Below are 15,538 nucleotides of genomic sequence, written 5' to 3' on the forward strand. Positions count from 1 at the left end.
CTTCCTCAGACGCGGATCTCGGGCCAGTAGGAAATTGCCGTATAGCCGGCGTACACCGCAGCCACCACCATCAGCAGCAGTACAACCCTTCCCACCCAGCTGACGATTGACACCAGGTTTGTCGCGTTCATTCGACTGCTCCCCGACCTGTGCGGGGTCCACTGTGACACTGGTTGGCCCGATGTGCATTGTGCGATGCAACGTTTTCGTGCGCGTGGCGCGATCCTACTGGGCGTGGATTTCGTCGGAGACGATGTTCCCGTCGACCAGGGTGAACGTGCGGTCACAGGTGTCCGAAAGGCGCGGATCGTGGGTGACCACCAGCACCGCGCAGCCGAACTGCTGGTTGAATCGGCGCAGCAGCTCGAACACGTCGGCCGCGGTCTTCGTGTCCAGGTTGCCGGTGGGCTCGTCGGCCAGCAGCAGCGAGGGCCTGGTGACCAGTGCGCGGGCGATGGCCACGCGCTGCTGCTGGCCGCCGGACAGCTGGTCCGGCTTGCGGTCGAGATATTTCTCCAAGCCTACGTCGGCCAGCAGTCCGCGGGCGATGTCGGTCACCTCTCGATCGGGACGGCCGTTGGCCACCATCCACGGCATCAGCACGTTTTCCAGCGCGGTGAATGCACTGATCAGATGATGGAACTGGAACACGAAGCCGATATGCCGCCCACGCAGGGCGGTGCGCGCCTCGTCATCCATCTGGCGGGTGGGCTGGCCCTGCAGATAAAGTTCGCCATCGGTCGGGGAGTCGAGCAGGCCGATCAGGTTGAGCAACGTGCTTTTGCCCGATCCCGAGGGACCGACCAGCGCGGCGAAGTCGGCGCTGTCCAGGCGCATGTCGATGCCATGCAGCACCTCGACCTCGTTGGGCCGGCCGATGTTGTAGGACTTGCGCAGCCCCTCCAGGCGCAGCACTTCGGCGGCTTCAGCCACGGATCGCCTCCACCGGATCAAGTCGCGATGCGCGCGACGCAGGCACCATCGCGGCCGCTACGCCTGCGACGGTGGCCAGCGCCATCGCCGCAGGCACCAGCATCGGCGGCAGGGGCACATCGAACAGCCCCGGGCCGAGGTTGTTGAAAGCCCAGACGAGGCCAAATCCGGACAGCGCACCGATGGCCGAACCCGCCATGCCCAGCACCGCACCCTGCACCAGGAACACGCGCAGCATCTGCGCCCGCCGGGTGCCCATGGCGCGCAGGATGCCGATCTCGCGGGTTCGCTGGGCCACGCTCACCGCCAGCACGCTGGCGATGCCCAGCGCCACCGAGATCGCTACAAAGAAGCTGATCATGCGCGTGGACATGCTTTGCGAGCGAAGCGCGTTCATCAGCTGGGCGTTGGTTTCCATCCAGCTCTCGGCCTGCAGTCCGGTGAGCCCGTCCACCCGGCCAGCCATGCTGTCGGCGGCGAAGAGGTTCTGGACGGTCATGTCGATCACGGTCACGCCGCCAGGCAGGCCCAGCAGCGACTGCGCCTGTTTCAGGTCCACGTACACGTAGCGCGCATCCAGTTCGCGCACGCCCAGTTCGAAGATGCCGGCCACGTTGACCACCACATCGCCACCGTCCCCTGCCTGGAGGCGCAGTTTTCCGCCCAGGCGCAGGCCAAGATCCTCGGCCAGTTTCTTGCCGATCACGGCATTGCCAGAACCGACCTCAAGCCGCCCTTCCACCATGCTTTCATGCAGCGGGATCACCTGCAGGTAGCGGTCCAGGTCAACGCCGACCAGGGCCACGGATTCCAGTGCCTCACCGCGGCGGCCGAACGCGGGCCCGGACACCACCGGGGACACCGCAGTCACGCCCGGCAGGCGATCCAGCACCTCAACCACCTGCAGCCAGTTGTCGATGGGCCGCAGCGCCTGCGGGCGCGGATCCTCCAGCACCAGCTGCAGCGTGCCAGCCGCGGCCGGGGCAACCCGGTTCACTTCCCGTGGTGCTTCCACCCGTATGTGCGACTGGGTGCCCAGGGTGCGCTCGATGATGTTGTCCTGCAGCCCCGCGATCAGCGCGGTGACAAACACGATCACCGCCACGCCAACCGCGATGCCGAACAGGATCAGCAGCGTCTGCGCCCGGCCCTGGCGCAGGAAACGCATGGCGATGGTGGTCTCGATCCACATGGCTCAGTCGAACCGGACGGGCAGTTCACCGCGGGTGGCGCTGCTGCCCGGCTCCGGCAGGGGTTCGATGCTGATACGGGCGCGGCTGCCATCCTCCGGCAGCGCCGCCTGGCCGATGGCGCTGGCGGCCACTACGCGATCGCCTTCCTGCAGACCTTCCACCACCTCGCTCATCGCCAGCCCGCGCAGGCCCAGCTGCACTTGCGTGCGCTGCAGGCGACCGCCGCGCAGCACCAGCACCGATGCACGGTCGGAGCCGGGGTCGGCGCCGATCAGCGCGTCGTTTGGCACTGCCAGCGCCTGGTCGCGGCTGCCGGTGAGGATGGTGGCGGTGACCGTCATGTCCTGGCGTACGAAGTCGGCCGCCGGATCCAGCCGCAGGCGTACATCCACCGTGCCGCGTGCGGGATCGATACCCGGCGCGATGTGATGCACGGTGGCCCGGAACGGGCGGCCCGGAAACGCGTCGGCAATACAGATGGCGGGCTGGCCCACGGCCAGCATCGACAGGTTTTTCTCGTCCAGCGGCAGCAGGATTTCACCCGGTGCATCGACGGCGATCTCCAGCAGCACGTCGCCCGGCACCACGGTGTCGCCCGGCTCCACCAGCCGGGTCAGCACCACGCCAGGGGCAGTGGCGCGGATTTCAGCGCGCGAAAGCTCGGCTTCGGCCGCCTGCAGGCGTTCGCGCAGCTGTGCTTCGCGGGCCCCTCCGGCCAGTGATTGAAGGGCAAGGCGCGCCTGTTCGGCGGCAGCGCGGGCGGCCACTTCCACCTGCGCTGCCTCCTCCACGCTCTCGCGGGCTACCAGCTGACGTTCGGCCAGCTCGCGCCGGCGCGCATGGGCACGCTCGGCCTGGGCCAGGTCGGCGCTGGCCTGGCGCAGACGCGCTTCGGCGTCGGGCCGGTCATCCTCGCGCAGCGCGGCCAGCGCCGCGCGCGCCTCATCGCGGCGCGCTTCAAGATCACGGGCGCGCAGGGTCACCAGCACATCGCCCGGCGCCACGCGGTCGCCGTCCATCACCCTGCGCTCAAGCACCAGCCCGGCGATCTCGGCGCCTACCTCGACGCGCGAGGGCGAGGCCACCCGGCCGGTGGCCACCACGTTCTGGACCATCGGTCCCGCCTGCACTTCGTAGCCGGGCAGCACCGGGCCGCGCAACGCCACAATGCCCCAGGCAACCAGCACCAGCGCCAGCACTGCGACCACTGCAATGGTCCACTTTTTCGGCGCGCGCATCAGCTTCCCATGGCCACTTGGAGAAGCGGCATATTGGCTGGAACCGCAGCTCCGCGCCAACGACGCGGCCAACCCGGCCACCCGCGCATCGTCGGGAGGACCCTCATTGCTCCGCGACAGGCCCAGGGTGAGCTTGCCGATCGACTCCATTTTTGTGATGCGTGGAGCAGCCGCGAATCGAAAGGATGGATGCTTCATGGGCATTTTCGTGCCCACGGCTCGCGTTCAGCATCTTTTCGCGCCGGCTCCACGCGTCCGGCCCAATGATCAACCACCCCCAACCCCCGGAGCCCCACCATGCCCATCAAGACAATGGAAGAACTTTTCATCCACGACCTGTCCGACACCTACAGCGCCGAGAAGCAGATGTCCAAGGCGCTTCCGAAGCTGGCAAAAGCGGTCGAGAACGAGCAGCTCGCAGCCGCTTTCGAGGCCCACCTGGAGGAAACCCTGGTGCAGATCGAGCGCATCGAGGAAGTGGCGCAGACGCTGGGGTTCAAGCTGAAGCGCATCAAGTGCGAGGCGATGGAGGGCCTGGTGGAAGAAAGCAAGGACACCATCGAGAAGATCGAAGAAGGCCCGGTGCGTGACGCCGCGCTGATCGGCGGCGCGCAGAAGGTCGAGCATTACGAGATTGCCGCCTACGGCACCCTGTGCGCGATGGCCAAGCAGCTCGGCTACAAGGATGCCCTGCCCCTGCTGAAAGCCTCACTGGATGAAGAAAAGGCGACCGACGAAAAGCTCACCATGCTGGCCGAAGGTGGCGGCAATCAGCGCGCCGCCAAGGCCGCATGATCAGCACTTCACGACGCTGATGTCACCCGATGTCTCCAGCATTGCCAGATCCACTTCCGATATGTCCTGGCAGCCGGCTTCACGCATTGCGATCTCCAGATCACTCAGGGTCAGCGACTGACGGCGAAGCTCGTCATCAAAAACCTTGCCGTGCCGTACGAGCACCACTGGTTGCCCCTCCACCACACTGTCGAACAGCTTCCATCGCGCGCTGATGAAGCCCACCAGCCAGTTCAGGCCCAGCAGCGTGGCCGCCAGAATCAGGCCGCCCACGAGCGACGTATCGTCGCTGATGAGCGAGTTCTGCACGGCGGTGCCGAGCAGGACCACCACGACCAGGTCGAACGGGGTGTACTGGCCCACCGTGCGCTTGCCCACGATGCGCACCAACACCAGCACCGCCACATAGACGGCAATGGCCCGGACAAGAAATTCGTACCAGGGCACGCTCATCGAGAACAGGCTTTCCAGCAGGTCTTCCATGTTTCCTCCTAACAGCCCGCGCCACCGCAGCGGTCGGCGACTCGGTGACTTCCGGCACCACTTCCTCCTCCAGCACCCGCGGCATCGGCGGGGCCGCTGTTGCTGCGCGCGGCGTTTTTTGATTTGGGGCGCGGGAGGGACTGCCCTTTCTCTGTAGCCATCGGAAAACACCTGGGAAGTGAAAGCCAAGCTCCGCCATCCCCAGTGAAACCCCGGTGATATTTCCACCGATCGGCAGGAGCGCGCGTGGCGCGCTCCTACGAGGGATGGGGTGCTATTGGATCAGTGGAAATCGCGGCTGCGCACATCGAGCTTGCCGAGCAGCGGCGTGAGGTCATACAGGCGATGGGCCACCAGGTGCCGCACGCCGTTTTCGGCCTCCAGCTTCCCCTCCACCATCAGCAGCTGCGCCTCCAGGAACGGACGCCGCTGGCGCTCGGCCAGCTGTCGCCAGACCACCACGTTGATCATGCCGTGCTCGTCTTCCAGGGTGACGAAGGTGACCCCGCTCGCGGTTTGCGGGCGCTGTCGTCCCACCACAATGCCGGCAGCGCGGATGTTGCGCCCATGGGGAATGTCCGCCAGCTCACGCGAACTGCGGCACCACCGCTCACGAAGCTGCGCCCGCAGCAGCGCCATCGGATGCCGGCCCAGGGTGGTGCCGACGGTGGCGTAGTCGGCAAACAGGTCCTGGCCGGCGGTGGGCAGCGGCAGCGCCACCTGCTGTTCGCGCGGCTGCGTGGCGGCATCCAGCAGCGGGCGGCGCTCTTCCACCCCGGCCACCGCCCAGCGCGCGCGATGCCGGTGGCCGGCCAGTCCGCGCAAGGCGCCGGAATCGGCCAGCAGCTCGCGTGCACGCGCTGCCAGCGCCGCCCGCTCGCACAGGTCTTCCACATCGTCGAACGGCCGGGACACGCGCACCTGTTCAATCCTGTGCGCGTCCTCTTGCCGGAATCCGCGCACCATCCGCAGCCCCATGCGCAGGGCAAACCCATTCTTGCCATCCGGCTCCAGCGTTGAGTCCCAATCGCTCCAGCGCACGTCCACCGGCCGCACCTGCCCGCCGTGCCGGCGCAGGTCCTGCAGGATCTGGTCGGCGCTGTAGAAGCCCATGGGCTGGCTGTTGACCAGGGCGCAGGCGAAGGCGACCGGATACTTCCGCTTGAGCCAGCAGCTGGCCCAGGTGAGCAGGGCAAAACTGGCAGCGTGCGATTCGGGGAATCCGTAACTGCCAAAGCCCTTGATCTGTTCGAAGATGCGGGCGGCGAACTCGGCGGAGTAGCCGCGCTCCAGCATGCCCGCGGTCAGCTTGTCGCGATGATGCTCCAGCCCGCCGTGGCGCTTCCATGCGGCCATCGAGCGGCGCAGGTCGTCGGCCTGGCCCGGCGAGTAGCCGGCGGCCACCACCGCCAACTCCATCACCTGTTCCTGGAACAGGGGCACGCCGAGGGTGCGTTTGAACACCTTTTCCAGCTCCGGCGAGGGATAGGTCACCGGCTCCTCGCCGCTGCGCCGGCGCAGGTAAGGGTGGACCATGTCGCCCTGGATCGGTCCCGGCCGCACGATCGCCACCTGGATCACCAGGTCGTAGAACCGCCTCGGCCGCAGCCGCGGCAGCATCGCCATCTGCGCCCGCGATTCGATCTGGAAGGTGCCGATGGTGTCGGCGCGGCCGATCATCTCCCAGGTGTCGTCGTCGCTGCCGGGGATGCCCGCAAGGTCCCATGCGTGGCTGTAGTGCTCTTTCACCAAGTCAAAGCAGCGGCGCAGCGCGGTGAGCATGCCCAGCGCCAGGATGTCGACCTTGAGCAGGCCGAGCGCATCCAGGTCGTCCTTGTCCCACTGCACCACGGTGCGCCCCTCCATGCTGGCGTTTTCCACCGGCACCAGCTCATGCAACGGCTGTTCGCTGATCACGAAACCGCCCGGATGCTGGGACAGGTGGCGGGGGAAACCGATCAGCTCGCCGGCCAGCACCAGGATCCGGTGCAGCAGCGGACTGTCCGGATCAAAACCGTGTTCGCGCAGACGCTCGGGCGCGGGCAGCGCATCGCTCCAGTGGCCAATGCAGCCCGCCAGCGCATCGATCTGGTCGGGCGGCATGCCCAGCACCCGCGCCACGTCGCGCACCGCACCCGCGCCGCGGTAGCTGCTGGCCACCGCGGTGAGCGCGGCGCGGTGGCGGCCATAGCGCCCGAACACGTACTGGATGACTTCCTCGCGCCGCTCGTGCTCGAAATCGACGTCGATATCCGGCGGCTCGTTGCGTTCGCGCGAGATGAAGCGCTCGAACAGCATGCCGATCCGGTCCGGGTCGATCGCGGTGATGCCCAGCGCGTAGCAGACCACCGAATTGGCAGCCGAACCGCGCCCCTGGCAGAGGATGTCGCGGCTGCGGGCAAAGCGAACGATGTCGTGCACGGTGAGGAAGTAACTTTCGTAGCCGAGCTCGGTGATCAGCGCCAGCTCCTTTTCCACCAGCGCCCGCGCCTTGCCCGGCACGTCGTCCGGCCAGCGCCAGCGCGCGCCTTCCTCCGTCAGCGCACGCAGCCACGAAGCCGGGGTATGGCCCTGCGGCACCAGCTCATGCGGATACCGGTAGCGCAGCTCGCCCAGGTCGAAGCGGCAGCGGCGGGCGATGTGCACGCTTTCTTCCAGCAGCTCCGGTGGATACAGCTCCCTCAACGCCGGCAGCGGTCGCAGGTGGCGCTCGCCATTGGGAAACAGCCTCCAGCCGGCTTCGGCCACGGTGGTGCGGTGACGGATCGCGGTCATCACGTCCTGCAGCGCGCGTCGTCCGCGCGCATGCATGTGCACATCACCCGCGGCCACCAGCGGAATGTCGTGGTGTTCGCCCAGCGTCTGCAGCCGGGCCAGCCTGGTCGCATCGCCGGCGCCGCGGTGCAGCTCCACCGCGATCCAAAGCCGCTGGGGGAACAGCCGCTTCAGCCAGTTCGCGCACTCTCCGGAGATGGTGTCACCGGCCTTGTCCGTCGCGGCCGCTTCAATCTCCGGGACCCACAGCGCCAGCAGCCCGTCGACGCCTGCCCCGAAGTCCTCGCGCAACAGCCGGTATTCACCCTTGGACGCGCGCCGCCGGGCGGCAGTGATGATCCGGCACAGCGCCTGGTAGCCGGTCAGGTCCTCGACCAGCAGCACCAATTTCGGTCCGTCTTCCACGCGCATCTCGCTGCCCACCACCAGCGCCAGCCCGGCCTTCTTCGCCGCCTGCCAGGCGCGCACGATCCCGGCCAGCGTGCACTCATCGGTGATCGCCAGCGCCTGGTAGCCATGTCGCTTGGCCCGCTCGAACAGCTCAGCGGCGCTGGAGGCCCCGCGCTGGAAGCTGAAGTTGGACAGGCAGTGCAGCTCGGCGTAGTCCACGCTCATGCGAACCAGCCGTGCAGCCACCAGCCGCCCTCGCCGCGCACCGGCTGGTACACCCAGGCCTTCTGCCCGGTGGACAAGTGTGCAATGCGGTAGTCGCGGCGTACGTCACCACCATCCCACCAGCCGGTTTCGATGCGCTCGCCGCCTTCCAGCTCCCGCGGAGGTGTGCCGCGCAGCGGGATCGGATGCGGCAGCAGCCAGCCCGGCCGTGGCGCCTGCAGGGAGGGGGCAGCAGCGCTTCCGGATTCGGGAAGCCAGGCTTTTTCCGGCCGGTGGTCGGCGTGCACGCCCAGCCCATGCACCGCGTCCTCGCCCAAGCGCGCGCGCAGCCGTTCGCGCAGCTGCTCCCAGGCCATCGCCTGCTGTGGGCGCTCATCGAACAGTTCGCGGTGCGCGGGCACGAATGCGGGCAGCTCGTCGGCCACCAACGCCAGCGCACGCACCGCGGCCGGCACCCGCGCCTGCTCCAGCCGCCCGCGGGCGAGTTCAAACAGCATCGCCTCCTCACGTTCGGGCGCCAGCAGGCCCACCGGCACCTTCGTATCGGCGCGCCCGTCGTGCTCAAGCAGCAGGTTGAAGCGCTGCACCCCGCCATCGCGCCCGGCCAGGTACGCGGCCAGGTCCGAGGTCAGCCGCCGCAGCGGAAACAGCAGCGCCTGCGAGGATGCCGTCTCGTGACCCAGCTCGATGCGCATGTCGAAACGGTCCGGCGGCCGGTACCAGTCCAGTACCACCTCACGCTCACCCGTCAGTTCATCCAGGTGCTGCAGTACCCGGGCCGGAAACCTGCGGACGATGGCATCGCGCGGCAGGGCCATCACTTCGCGCAGGCTGCGCAGCCCCATGCGCGCGAACGCGGCCGCCGCCTCGGGAGCAAAGTCGGCGCGCTCCACGGGGAGCTGGCCCAGCACGCGCCGCAGCGGCGCCCCGGCCCCTACCGCCAGTCCATCGTGGACATTGACCAGCGCCCGCGCCGCGACCGGATTCGGCGCCGCCACGATCCGATGCGCAAAGCCGAGCTGCGTCAGTTCCTCCCGCAGCCTGGCCTCAAACCGCGGCCACGGGCCAAACAGCCCCAGGCTGCCCTGGATCTCCACCAGCAGCGCATGTGGCCAGCGGGGGCTGACCTGCGAACTGAAGCGATAGGCCCATGCGGCCAGGAAGCGGTGCCAGCGCGCCTCTTCATCCGGATCGTGATCGCGGGTCGCCAGCCCGTGGGCCAGCGCCTGCGCCCCGGTCAGCGCCATGCCACGGCGCAGACCCAGTGCCCGTGCGGCGGGATTGACCGCATGCAGCACCCGCCGCTGGCGCGCGCCGGATACCAGCGCCAACGGCGCCTCCGGATTGGCACAACGTCGCAGCACGCCGTCCAGCGCCAGCCGCGGCAACAGGATGCAGGCCCAGCGCATGGCTCAGCCCTGGCGCCCGATCCAGCGGATCGCAGCCCCGGCGTTAGCAGGCGCGGCACCGGATGGAGCAGCACCGAATGGAATGGGCTGCGGCGGTGCCAGCCCGCCGCGGCACTTGAGCACCCGCAGCTGCGACGGGCGCGCATCGATCGCGATCCGCAGCGCCGCCGGGGAAGGATTGCGCGCCGCCACCAGCGGGCGGGTCGCCAGGCCCAGGGTGCGACCGGCCTCGGCTGCCACCTGCAGCCGGCGCAGCGCACGGTCATCGGCCTTCAGCGGCCAGCACAACACCGCACCGCAGCTGCCTGATCGCAGGCACTGCTCGGTGGCCCACAGCGCATCGCGCTCCGTGGCGGCCTCCACCACTTCCATCTGGCGCAGGTCCACGCCCGCCGCCTGCCAGGCCGGAGCAAACGGCACGTACGGCGGCGCCACCAGCACCATCCGTTCTCCCGCCCGGCTCAGCCGCGCCAGCACCGGCCACAGCAGCTGCAGCTCGCCCACCCCGTCAGCCGGAACCAGGATCTCGCTCAACGCCCCCTCCGGCCAGCCGCCCGCGGGCAACACCGCATCCAGCGCCGCATGGCCCGTGGGTTGGCCTTCGGCCGGGCGCGGGGGCGGCCGGCCCTTCCAGATCCGGCGTTGCTCGACCAGCGCATCAATGGCTATCACCGCGCCCATGTCAGCCCCGCCGCACCAGCCCGCAGAACACGCCTTCAACGGCGAAGTCCTGGCCCGGCTCGACTACGATCGGCGCATAGGCGGGATTGCGCGGCAGCAGCCGCAGCGCATCGGCCGCACGTGACAGCCGCTTGATGGTCAGCTCCCCGTCCAGCCGCGCCACCACCGTCTGCCCGTCGCGGGCATCGGCGCTGCGCTTCACCCCCACCAGGTCGCCATCGTGGATGCCGTCGTCGATCATCGAATCGCCCTGCACCCGCAGCAGGTAATCGGGCACGGAGGAAAACAGCCGCGCATCCAGGCTCAGCGTGTCCACCAGTCCCGCATCGGCCCCGATCGGCGCACCCGCCGCCACCCGGCCCAGCACCGGCACCCGCAGCAAGTCGGCCCGCGCCCGCATCCCCGCCGGTCTCACCCCACGCGCCTTGCCCGGCGCAAACTCCACCAATCCCGCTTCGGCCAGCGCCAGCACATGCTTGCGCGCCGCCCCGCGCGAGGCCAATCCACTGGCTTCGGCAATCTCGGCCAGCGTAGGCGGCTGGCCATGGTTGGCCACCCGATCACGGATGAACGAGAGGATGGCGGCGCGGCGGGGACTCAGGGCTGGGCTCATGGAGTACATTTGTACTCTAACTGCGGGAATTTGTCCTCTCCGCACTTCGGACGGGTGCCGAGGGGTCTGCGGGGTGGCCCTTGGCGGGACTGTCGGCGCCATGGACGGCGCCGCCAAGCCTCCATGGATGGATTTACGGCGTGTCCCGCCAAGGGCCGCCACGCAGACCCGCCCGCGCTTCCATCCTGAACGCGGGCAGGGTCTACTGGATAGGCACCTCTACTCAGCTCCAGCCTCTCCCGCAATGACCCTCGCCTTCGTCACCCTGCTCGATTTCATCGGCACCTTCGCCTTCGCCATCAGCGGCGGTCTGGTGGCCGTGCGTCACCGCCTGGACCTGTTCGGCGTGCTGGTGCTTTCCTTTGCCGCCGCTACCGCCGGCGGCATGACCCGCGACATCGTGCTGGGCGTGACCCCCGTGGCCGTGGCCGACTGGCGCTACCTGGCCATTTCCCTCGCCGCCGGCCTGCTCACCTTCTTTCGCCACGGACAGGTGGAACGGATGCGCAACCCGGTGCAGCTCACCGACGCCATCGGCCTGGCCCTGTTCGCGGTGATTGGCTCGGACAAGGCCCTGCACGCGGGAATCGGGCCGGTGGGCGCGGTGATGATGGGGATCCTGTCTGGCATCGGCGGCGGCATCGTGCGCGATGTGCTGGTGGCGCAGGTGCCTACTGTCCTGCGCTACGAGCTGTACGCGCTGGCGGCGCTGGCGGCTTCGGTGGTGATGGTCATTGGCCACGAACTCGACCTGCCCCATGCACCGGTCGCGGTCGCAGGCGCGACGCTGTGCTTCACCCTGCGCTGGCTGGCAGTGCGGCGGGGGTGGCGGCTGCCGGTCGCGAGGGGCCGCGGGGACTGAAGTACGGGGCACGCTGAAGTCACGCGGCTTCGCGCGCATGGCGCGCTCCTACGGGGAGGAAGCCTTTCCGTTTTTTACCGGGAGCGTGACGACCATGACGGTCATGTCGTCGGGGTCGGCGGTCACGTTAAAGCCCAGGTGTCGGCACATCGAGAGCATGGTGGTGTTCTCGCGCAGCACCTGGCCTTCGATCACATCCAGACCAAGCCAGTCGGCCAGCTCGACCATGATCTGCATCAGCTGCCAGCCCAGGCCCGCACCCTTCAGGTCGGAGCGAACCATGATCCCGTACTCGCCCCGGTCGTAATTGGCATCTGATACCAGTCGCACCGCGCCCAGCATTTCGCCGGTCTCCGGATTGATCGCCGCCAGCGCCATCTGCCGCGCGTAGTCCAGCTGGGTCAGGCGGGCGATGAACTCGTGGCTGAAATCGCGCACCGCCTGGAAGAATCGCAGGCGCAGGTCATCGGCCGTGACCTTTTCAAAGAACCTGCGGAACATCGCTTCGTCCTCCGGCCGCACGGGCCGCACGAAGGCCTGCTTGCCATTGGCCAAGGTGATGTTGCGTTCCCATTCCCGCGGATAGGGCAGAACCGCGAAACGCGGATGGCCGCGGCCCCGGTGCAGCCTGCGTGAGGGCGCAACCGACACCCGCGCATCCACCGCAACCACGCCGTCACGATCGGCCAGCAGCGGATTGATATCCACCTCCAGCACTTCCGGCAGGTCGGCCGCCAGCTGGGCCAGCTTGACCAGCACCAGCGCCACCGCGCGCTCATCCGCGGCGGGCACATCGCGGTAGGACTTGAGGATGCGCGACACCCGGGTGCGGCCGATCATCTCGTGGGCCAGGCGCAGGTCCAGCGGCGGCAGCGCCAGCGCCTTGTCGTCGATCATTTCCACGGCCACCCCGCCGCGCCCGAACACCACTACCGGACCGAACACCGGGTCGTCGGCGATGCCGGCAATCAGCTCGCGCGCCTTGGGCCGCACGATCATCGGCTGCACGCTCAAACCTTCAATGCTGGCATCCGGTCGCAGTTCGGCGGCCCGCTGCAGAATCGCCGTGGCGGCCTCGCGCACGCCTTCGACACTGACCAGGTTCAGGCGCACGCCATCCACATCGGACTTGTGCGGAATATCCGCTGAGAGCACCTTCACCGCCACTGCTGAGCCAGCCGCCAGCAGCGCTCCGGCAGCCTGTGCAGCCGCCTCGGGATCCGTGGCCAACACGCTGGGCGCATAAGGAATGTCATAGGCCGCGAACAGCTCGGCCACCTCCATCGGATCCAGCCAGGTCCGGCCGGCCTCCAGCACCCGCTGCACCAGCGCCTGGGCGGCGGCGAGGTCGACGGTGAAGTCGTCGGGCAGGCTGGGCGGGGTTTCGCGCAGCGCGGCCTGCGCCTGGCGGTGCCGGGCCAGATACATGAAGCCACGCACCGCCTCGGCCTCGGTGGCGTAGGTAGGCACCCCCGCCGCGCCCAGGATACTTTCGGCCTCGCCGTCTGCGCCCATCCATACCGCCAGCGTCGGCTTGCGCCGCGCCTTGGCCGGGTACGCCCGCAACGTGTCGGCCACCGCCCGGGCGGTCTCCTGCGGTTGCGAGAGCACCGTGGGCACGTGGATGGCGAGCACCGCATCGGCGCCGTCGTCATGCAGCAACGCTTCCATGGCCTGCGCATAGCGCTCGCCATCCGCATCGCCCAGCACATCAACGGGATTGGTCCGCGACCAGCCGCGCTGCAGCAGCCCGTCGAGGGTTTCCACCGTCTGCCCTGACAATTCCGCCGGTCGGCCACCCGCGTCCACCAGCCGGTCCAGGGCCAGCATGCCGGTGCCCACGCCGTTGGTCAGTACCGCCATCCGGTCGCCCGGCAGGCTCACCAGGTGCGAGAGCGTCTCGGCAGCGGCAAACAGTTCGTCCAGCGCATGCACCCGCAGCACGCCCGCGCGGCGGAAGGCGCTGTCATACACGTGGTCCGGCAGGGCAAGGGCGGCGGCATGGGTCTGTGCGGCGCTGGCCCGGGGCGCATGGCGACCGGATTTGACCACCACCACGGGCTTGGCGCGGGCAGCCGCGCGGGCGGCGGAGAGGAATTTGCGCGCATCGCGCACGTGTTCGATGTAGAGCAGGATCGCGCGGGTGCGGTAGTCGGTGGCGAACCAGTCGAGCATGTCGGCGAAATCGACATCAATGGCATCGCCCAGCGAGATCGCCGCCGAGAACCCGATCGAGCGGGTATGTGCCCACTCCAGCACGGCTGCGGCGACGGCACCCGACTGGGAGACCAGGGCCAAGTCGCCAGCCTTGGGGGGTTGCGCGGCGAAACTGGCGAACAGCTTCGAGTGCGGCGCCACCACGCCCAGGCAGTTGGGGCCCACGATGCGCAGCCCGCGCGGGCGGGCCACCGCTTCCAGCGCGGCGTTGTAAGACTCCGGTCCCGAACCCATGCCGCGGGTCAGCACCACCACCGCACGGGCGCCACAGTCAGCCGCCACCCCGGCCACCTTTGCCACCGCCCTTGGCGGCACGGCGATCACCACCAGGTCGGGCTTGAAGCCCAGTTCGGGCATGCGCTTTACCGTGCGGACGCCTTCGACCTCCGGATAGCGGGCATTGACCACGCCCACCGGGCCGGCGAAACCGCCCTCCAGCAGCTGCCGCAGCACCAGCCGGCCCAGCGAGCGTTCCCGCGGGCTGGCACCCACCAGCGCGATTGACCGTGGGCGGAAGACGGCGTCGAGGGAATAGGTGCTCACGGAAGACCGAATGCAGGAGGGACCGCCACCTTACTACCGGACGCCGGGGTTCCGGAGCCGGCGCGGTATCCTGTTGTCCCCCACTGATATTCCCCACGTCTGCCATGTCCATGCATATCTACAAGGTGTTCACCATTGAAGCCGCGCACCGGCTGCCGAACGTGCCTGAAGGCCACAAGTGCGCGCGCCTGCATGGGCATTCCTTCCGGATCGAGCTGCACGTGGCCGGTGAGCCGGGCGAGCACACCGGCTGGATCATGGACTTCGCCGACCTCAAGGCCGCCTTCCAGCCGCTGTACCAGCAGCTGGACCACAACTACCTCAACGACATCGAGGGCCTGGAAAACCCCACCAGCGAACGGCTGGCCATGTGGATCTGGGACCGGCTCAAGCCGGTGGTACCGGAGCTGGATGAGGTGGTGGTGCACGAGACCTGTACGGCCGGCTGCCGCTACCGCGGCCGATAAGCACTCCGGCGCCCAGCGCTCACCGGTAAACGGGAAGCCCTGCCCACCCGTTGGGATGACCGAGGAACACCAAGGTGAACGGCTGCTGCAGTGGCACGACCGAAATATGTTGCATCGCAACAAAAGTTGCGATATGGTGCATCGCACAAACCGGCAAAAGCCTGCCGGCCTCAAAGCCCCAGGAGAACCGCCATGAACCAGTACAACCAGTACAACCAGTACAACGAACAGTTCGCCACCGCGACGCGCCAGTTCGCCGACACCGCAGCCCAGGTCAACCAGCTGGCCCTGCAGAATGCCGAGAAGGTGTTCGCGCTGCAGATGGGCACTCTGGAAGAAAGCGTCAACGCGGCGTTTGCCTTCTTCGGTCAGGCGACCGAAGCCCGCGACGGCGACAGCTACAAGACCCTGTGGCCGAAGGGCGTGCAGGTTGCCCGCGAGAACGTCGAGCGCAGCATCAATGCCGGCCAGGAAGCCCTCGCCAGCACGCTGAAGACCAACGAGGCCATCGGCCAGATCGCCAAGGGCCAGATCGAAGCCGCCACCGAGCAGGCCAAGGACGTTGCTTCCAAGGCTGCCAAGGCTACCCGCAAGAGCTGATCGAACGACCTGCTGCCGCCTCTCTCCGGCAGCGTCGTTTCCCCCGGAACCCGGTCGCGCAAGCTGCCGGGTTTTTTCATGGGTGCCGTTCGGCAACCAGACCCATGCGCATAC

At 68.3% G+C, this 15,538-nt stretch carries 14 protein-coding genes; 4 read left to right on the plus strand and 10 right to left on the minus strand.

Going from position 1 to position 15,538, the window contains the following annotated elements; genetic code table 11:
- Window positions 1-5: 5 nt before the first annotated feature.
- The 4 genes from ACW7G3_RS11535 to ACW7G3_RS11550 all read right to left on the minus strand — a co-directional run bounded on the left by ACW7G3_RS11535 (window position 6) and on the right by ACW7G3_RS11550 (window position 3,562).
- Window positions 6-131, minus strand: coding sequence for a hypothetical protein (locus ACW7G3_RS11535; protein WP_456982877.1), 126 nt, complete (start codon window positions 129-131; stop codon window positions 6-8).
- Window positions 132-225: 94 nt separating this feature from the next.
- Window positions 226-933: an ABC transporter ATP-binding protein gene (locus ACW7G3_RS11540; protein ID WP_456982879.1), complete on the minus strand. Its 708-nt coding sequence runs from the start codon at window positions 931-933 to the stop codon at window positions 226-228.
- Window positions 926-2,125, minus strand: coding sequence for an ABC transporter permease (locus ACW7G3_RS11545; RefSeq protein ID WP_456982880.1), 1,200 nt, complete (start codon window positions 2,123-2,125; stop codon window positions 926-928). The genes ACW7G3_RS11540 and ACW7G3_RS11545 overlap by 8 nt, the downstream gene beginning before the upstream one ends.
- A gap of 3 nt (window positions 2,126-2,128) precedes the next feature.
- Complete coding sequence (locus tag ACW7G3_RS11550) at window positions 2,129-3,562, minus strand: efflux RND transporter periplasmic adaptor subunit (protein WP_456982881.1); 1,434 nt, start codon at window positions 3,560-3,562, stop codon at window positions 2,129-2,131.
- 99 nt (window positions 3,563-3,661) lie between these two features.
- On the opposite strand from ACW7G3_RS11550, the gene ACW7G3_RS11555 reads away from it, so the two are divergent.
- Window positions 3,662-4,159, plus strand: coding sequence for a YciE/YciF ferroxidase family protein (locus ACW7G3_RS11555; protein ID WP_456972940.1), 498 nt, complete (start codon window positions 3,662-3,664; stop codon window positions 4,157-4,159).
- Here the strand turns inward: ACW7G3_RS11555 and ACW7G3_RS11560 are convergent, their stop codons facing one another.
- From ACW7G3_RS11560 to lexA, 5 genes are all read right to left on the minus strand, one after another.
- Entirely contained in the window at window positions 4,160-4,630 is a 471-nt protein-coding gene (locus ACW7G3_RS11560; protein WP_456982935.1) for a DUF421 domain-containing protein, read from the minus strand.
- 294 nt (window positions 4,631-4,924) lie between these two features.
- Window positions 4,925-8,053: an error-prone DNA polymerase gene (locus tag ACW7G3_RS11565; RefSeq protein ID WP_456982883.1), complete on the minus strand. Its 3,129-nt coding sequence runs from the start codon at window positions 8,051-8,053 to the stop codon at window positions 4,925-4,927.
- Window positions 8,029-9,441, minus strand: coding sequence for a Y-family DNA polymerase (locus tag ACW7G3_RS11570; protein WP_456982884.1), 1,413 nt, complete (start codon window positions 9,439-9,441; stop codon window positions 8,029-8,031). The genes ACW7G3_RS11565 and ACW7G3_RS11570 overlap by 25 nt, the downstream gene beginning before the upstream one ends.
- Before the next feature lie 3 nt (window positions 9,442-9,444).
- Window positions 9,445-10,122, minus strand: coding sequence for a translesion DNA synthesis-associated protein ImuA (gene imuA, locus ACW7G3_RS11575; RefSeq protein WP_456982886.1), 678 nt, complete (start codon window positions 10,120-10,122; stop codon window positions 9,445-9,447).
- A gap of 1 nt (window position 10,123) precedes the next feature.
- Window positions 10,124-10,744, minus strand: a complete 621-nt coding sequence (lexA, locus tag ACW7G3_RS11580) for a transcriptional repressor LexA (RefSeq protein ID WP_456982887.1) — start codon at window positions 10,742-10,744, stop codon at window positions 10,124-10,126.
- A 235-nt stretch (window positions 10,745-10,979) separates the two neighbouring features.
- Here lexA and ACW7G3_RS11585 point away from each other — a divergent pair, with 235 nt between their 5' ends.
- Window positions 10,980-11,597, plus strand: coding sequence for a trimeric intracellular cation channel family protein (locus ACW7G3_RS11585; RefSeq protein WP_456982889.1), 618 nt, complete (start codon window positions 10,980-10,982; stop codon window positions 11,595-11,597).
- Window positions 11,598-11,645: 48 nt separating this feature from the next.
- Here ACW7G3_RS11585 and ACW7G3_RS11590 read toward each other — a convergent pair whose 3' ends face one another.
- Entirely contained in the window at window positions 11,646-14,357 is a 2,712-nt protein-coding gene (locus ACW7G3_RS11590) for a bifunctional acetate--CoA ligase family protein/GNAT family N-acetyltransferase (protein ID WP_456982891.1), read from the minus strand.
- Between the two features lie 110 nt (window positions 14,358-14,467).
- Between ACW7G3_RS11590 and queD the strand changes: the two genes are divergently transcribed.
- The gene (gene queD / locus ACW7G3_RS11595; protein WP_456982892.1) at window positions 14,468-14,824 is read left to right on the plus strand and encodes a 6-carboxytetrahydropterin synthase QueD; all 357 of its coding nucleotides are present in this window, start codon (window positions 14,468-14,470) and stop codon (window positions 14,822-14,824) included.
- Window positions 14,825-15,016: 192 nt separating this feature from the next.
- Window positions 15,017-15,424 (plus strand): phasin family protein, encoded by a 408-nt coding sequence (locus ACW7G3_RS11600; RefSeq protein ID WP_456982894.1) that lies wholly within the window; start codon window positions 15,017-15,019, stop codon window positions 15,422-15,424.
- Window positions 15,425-15,538: the final 114 nt, after the last annotated feature.

The sequence above is a fragment of the Luteimonas sp. A478 genome (genome assembly GCF_054052025.1).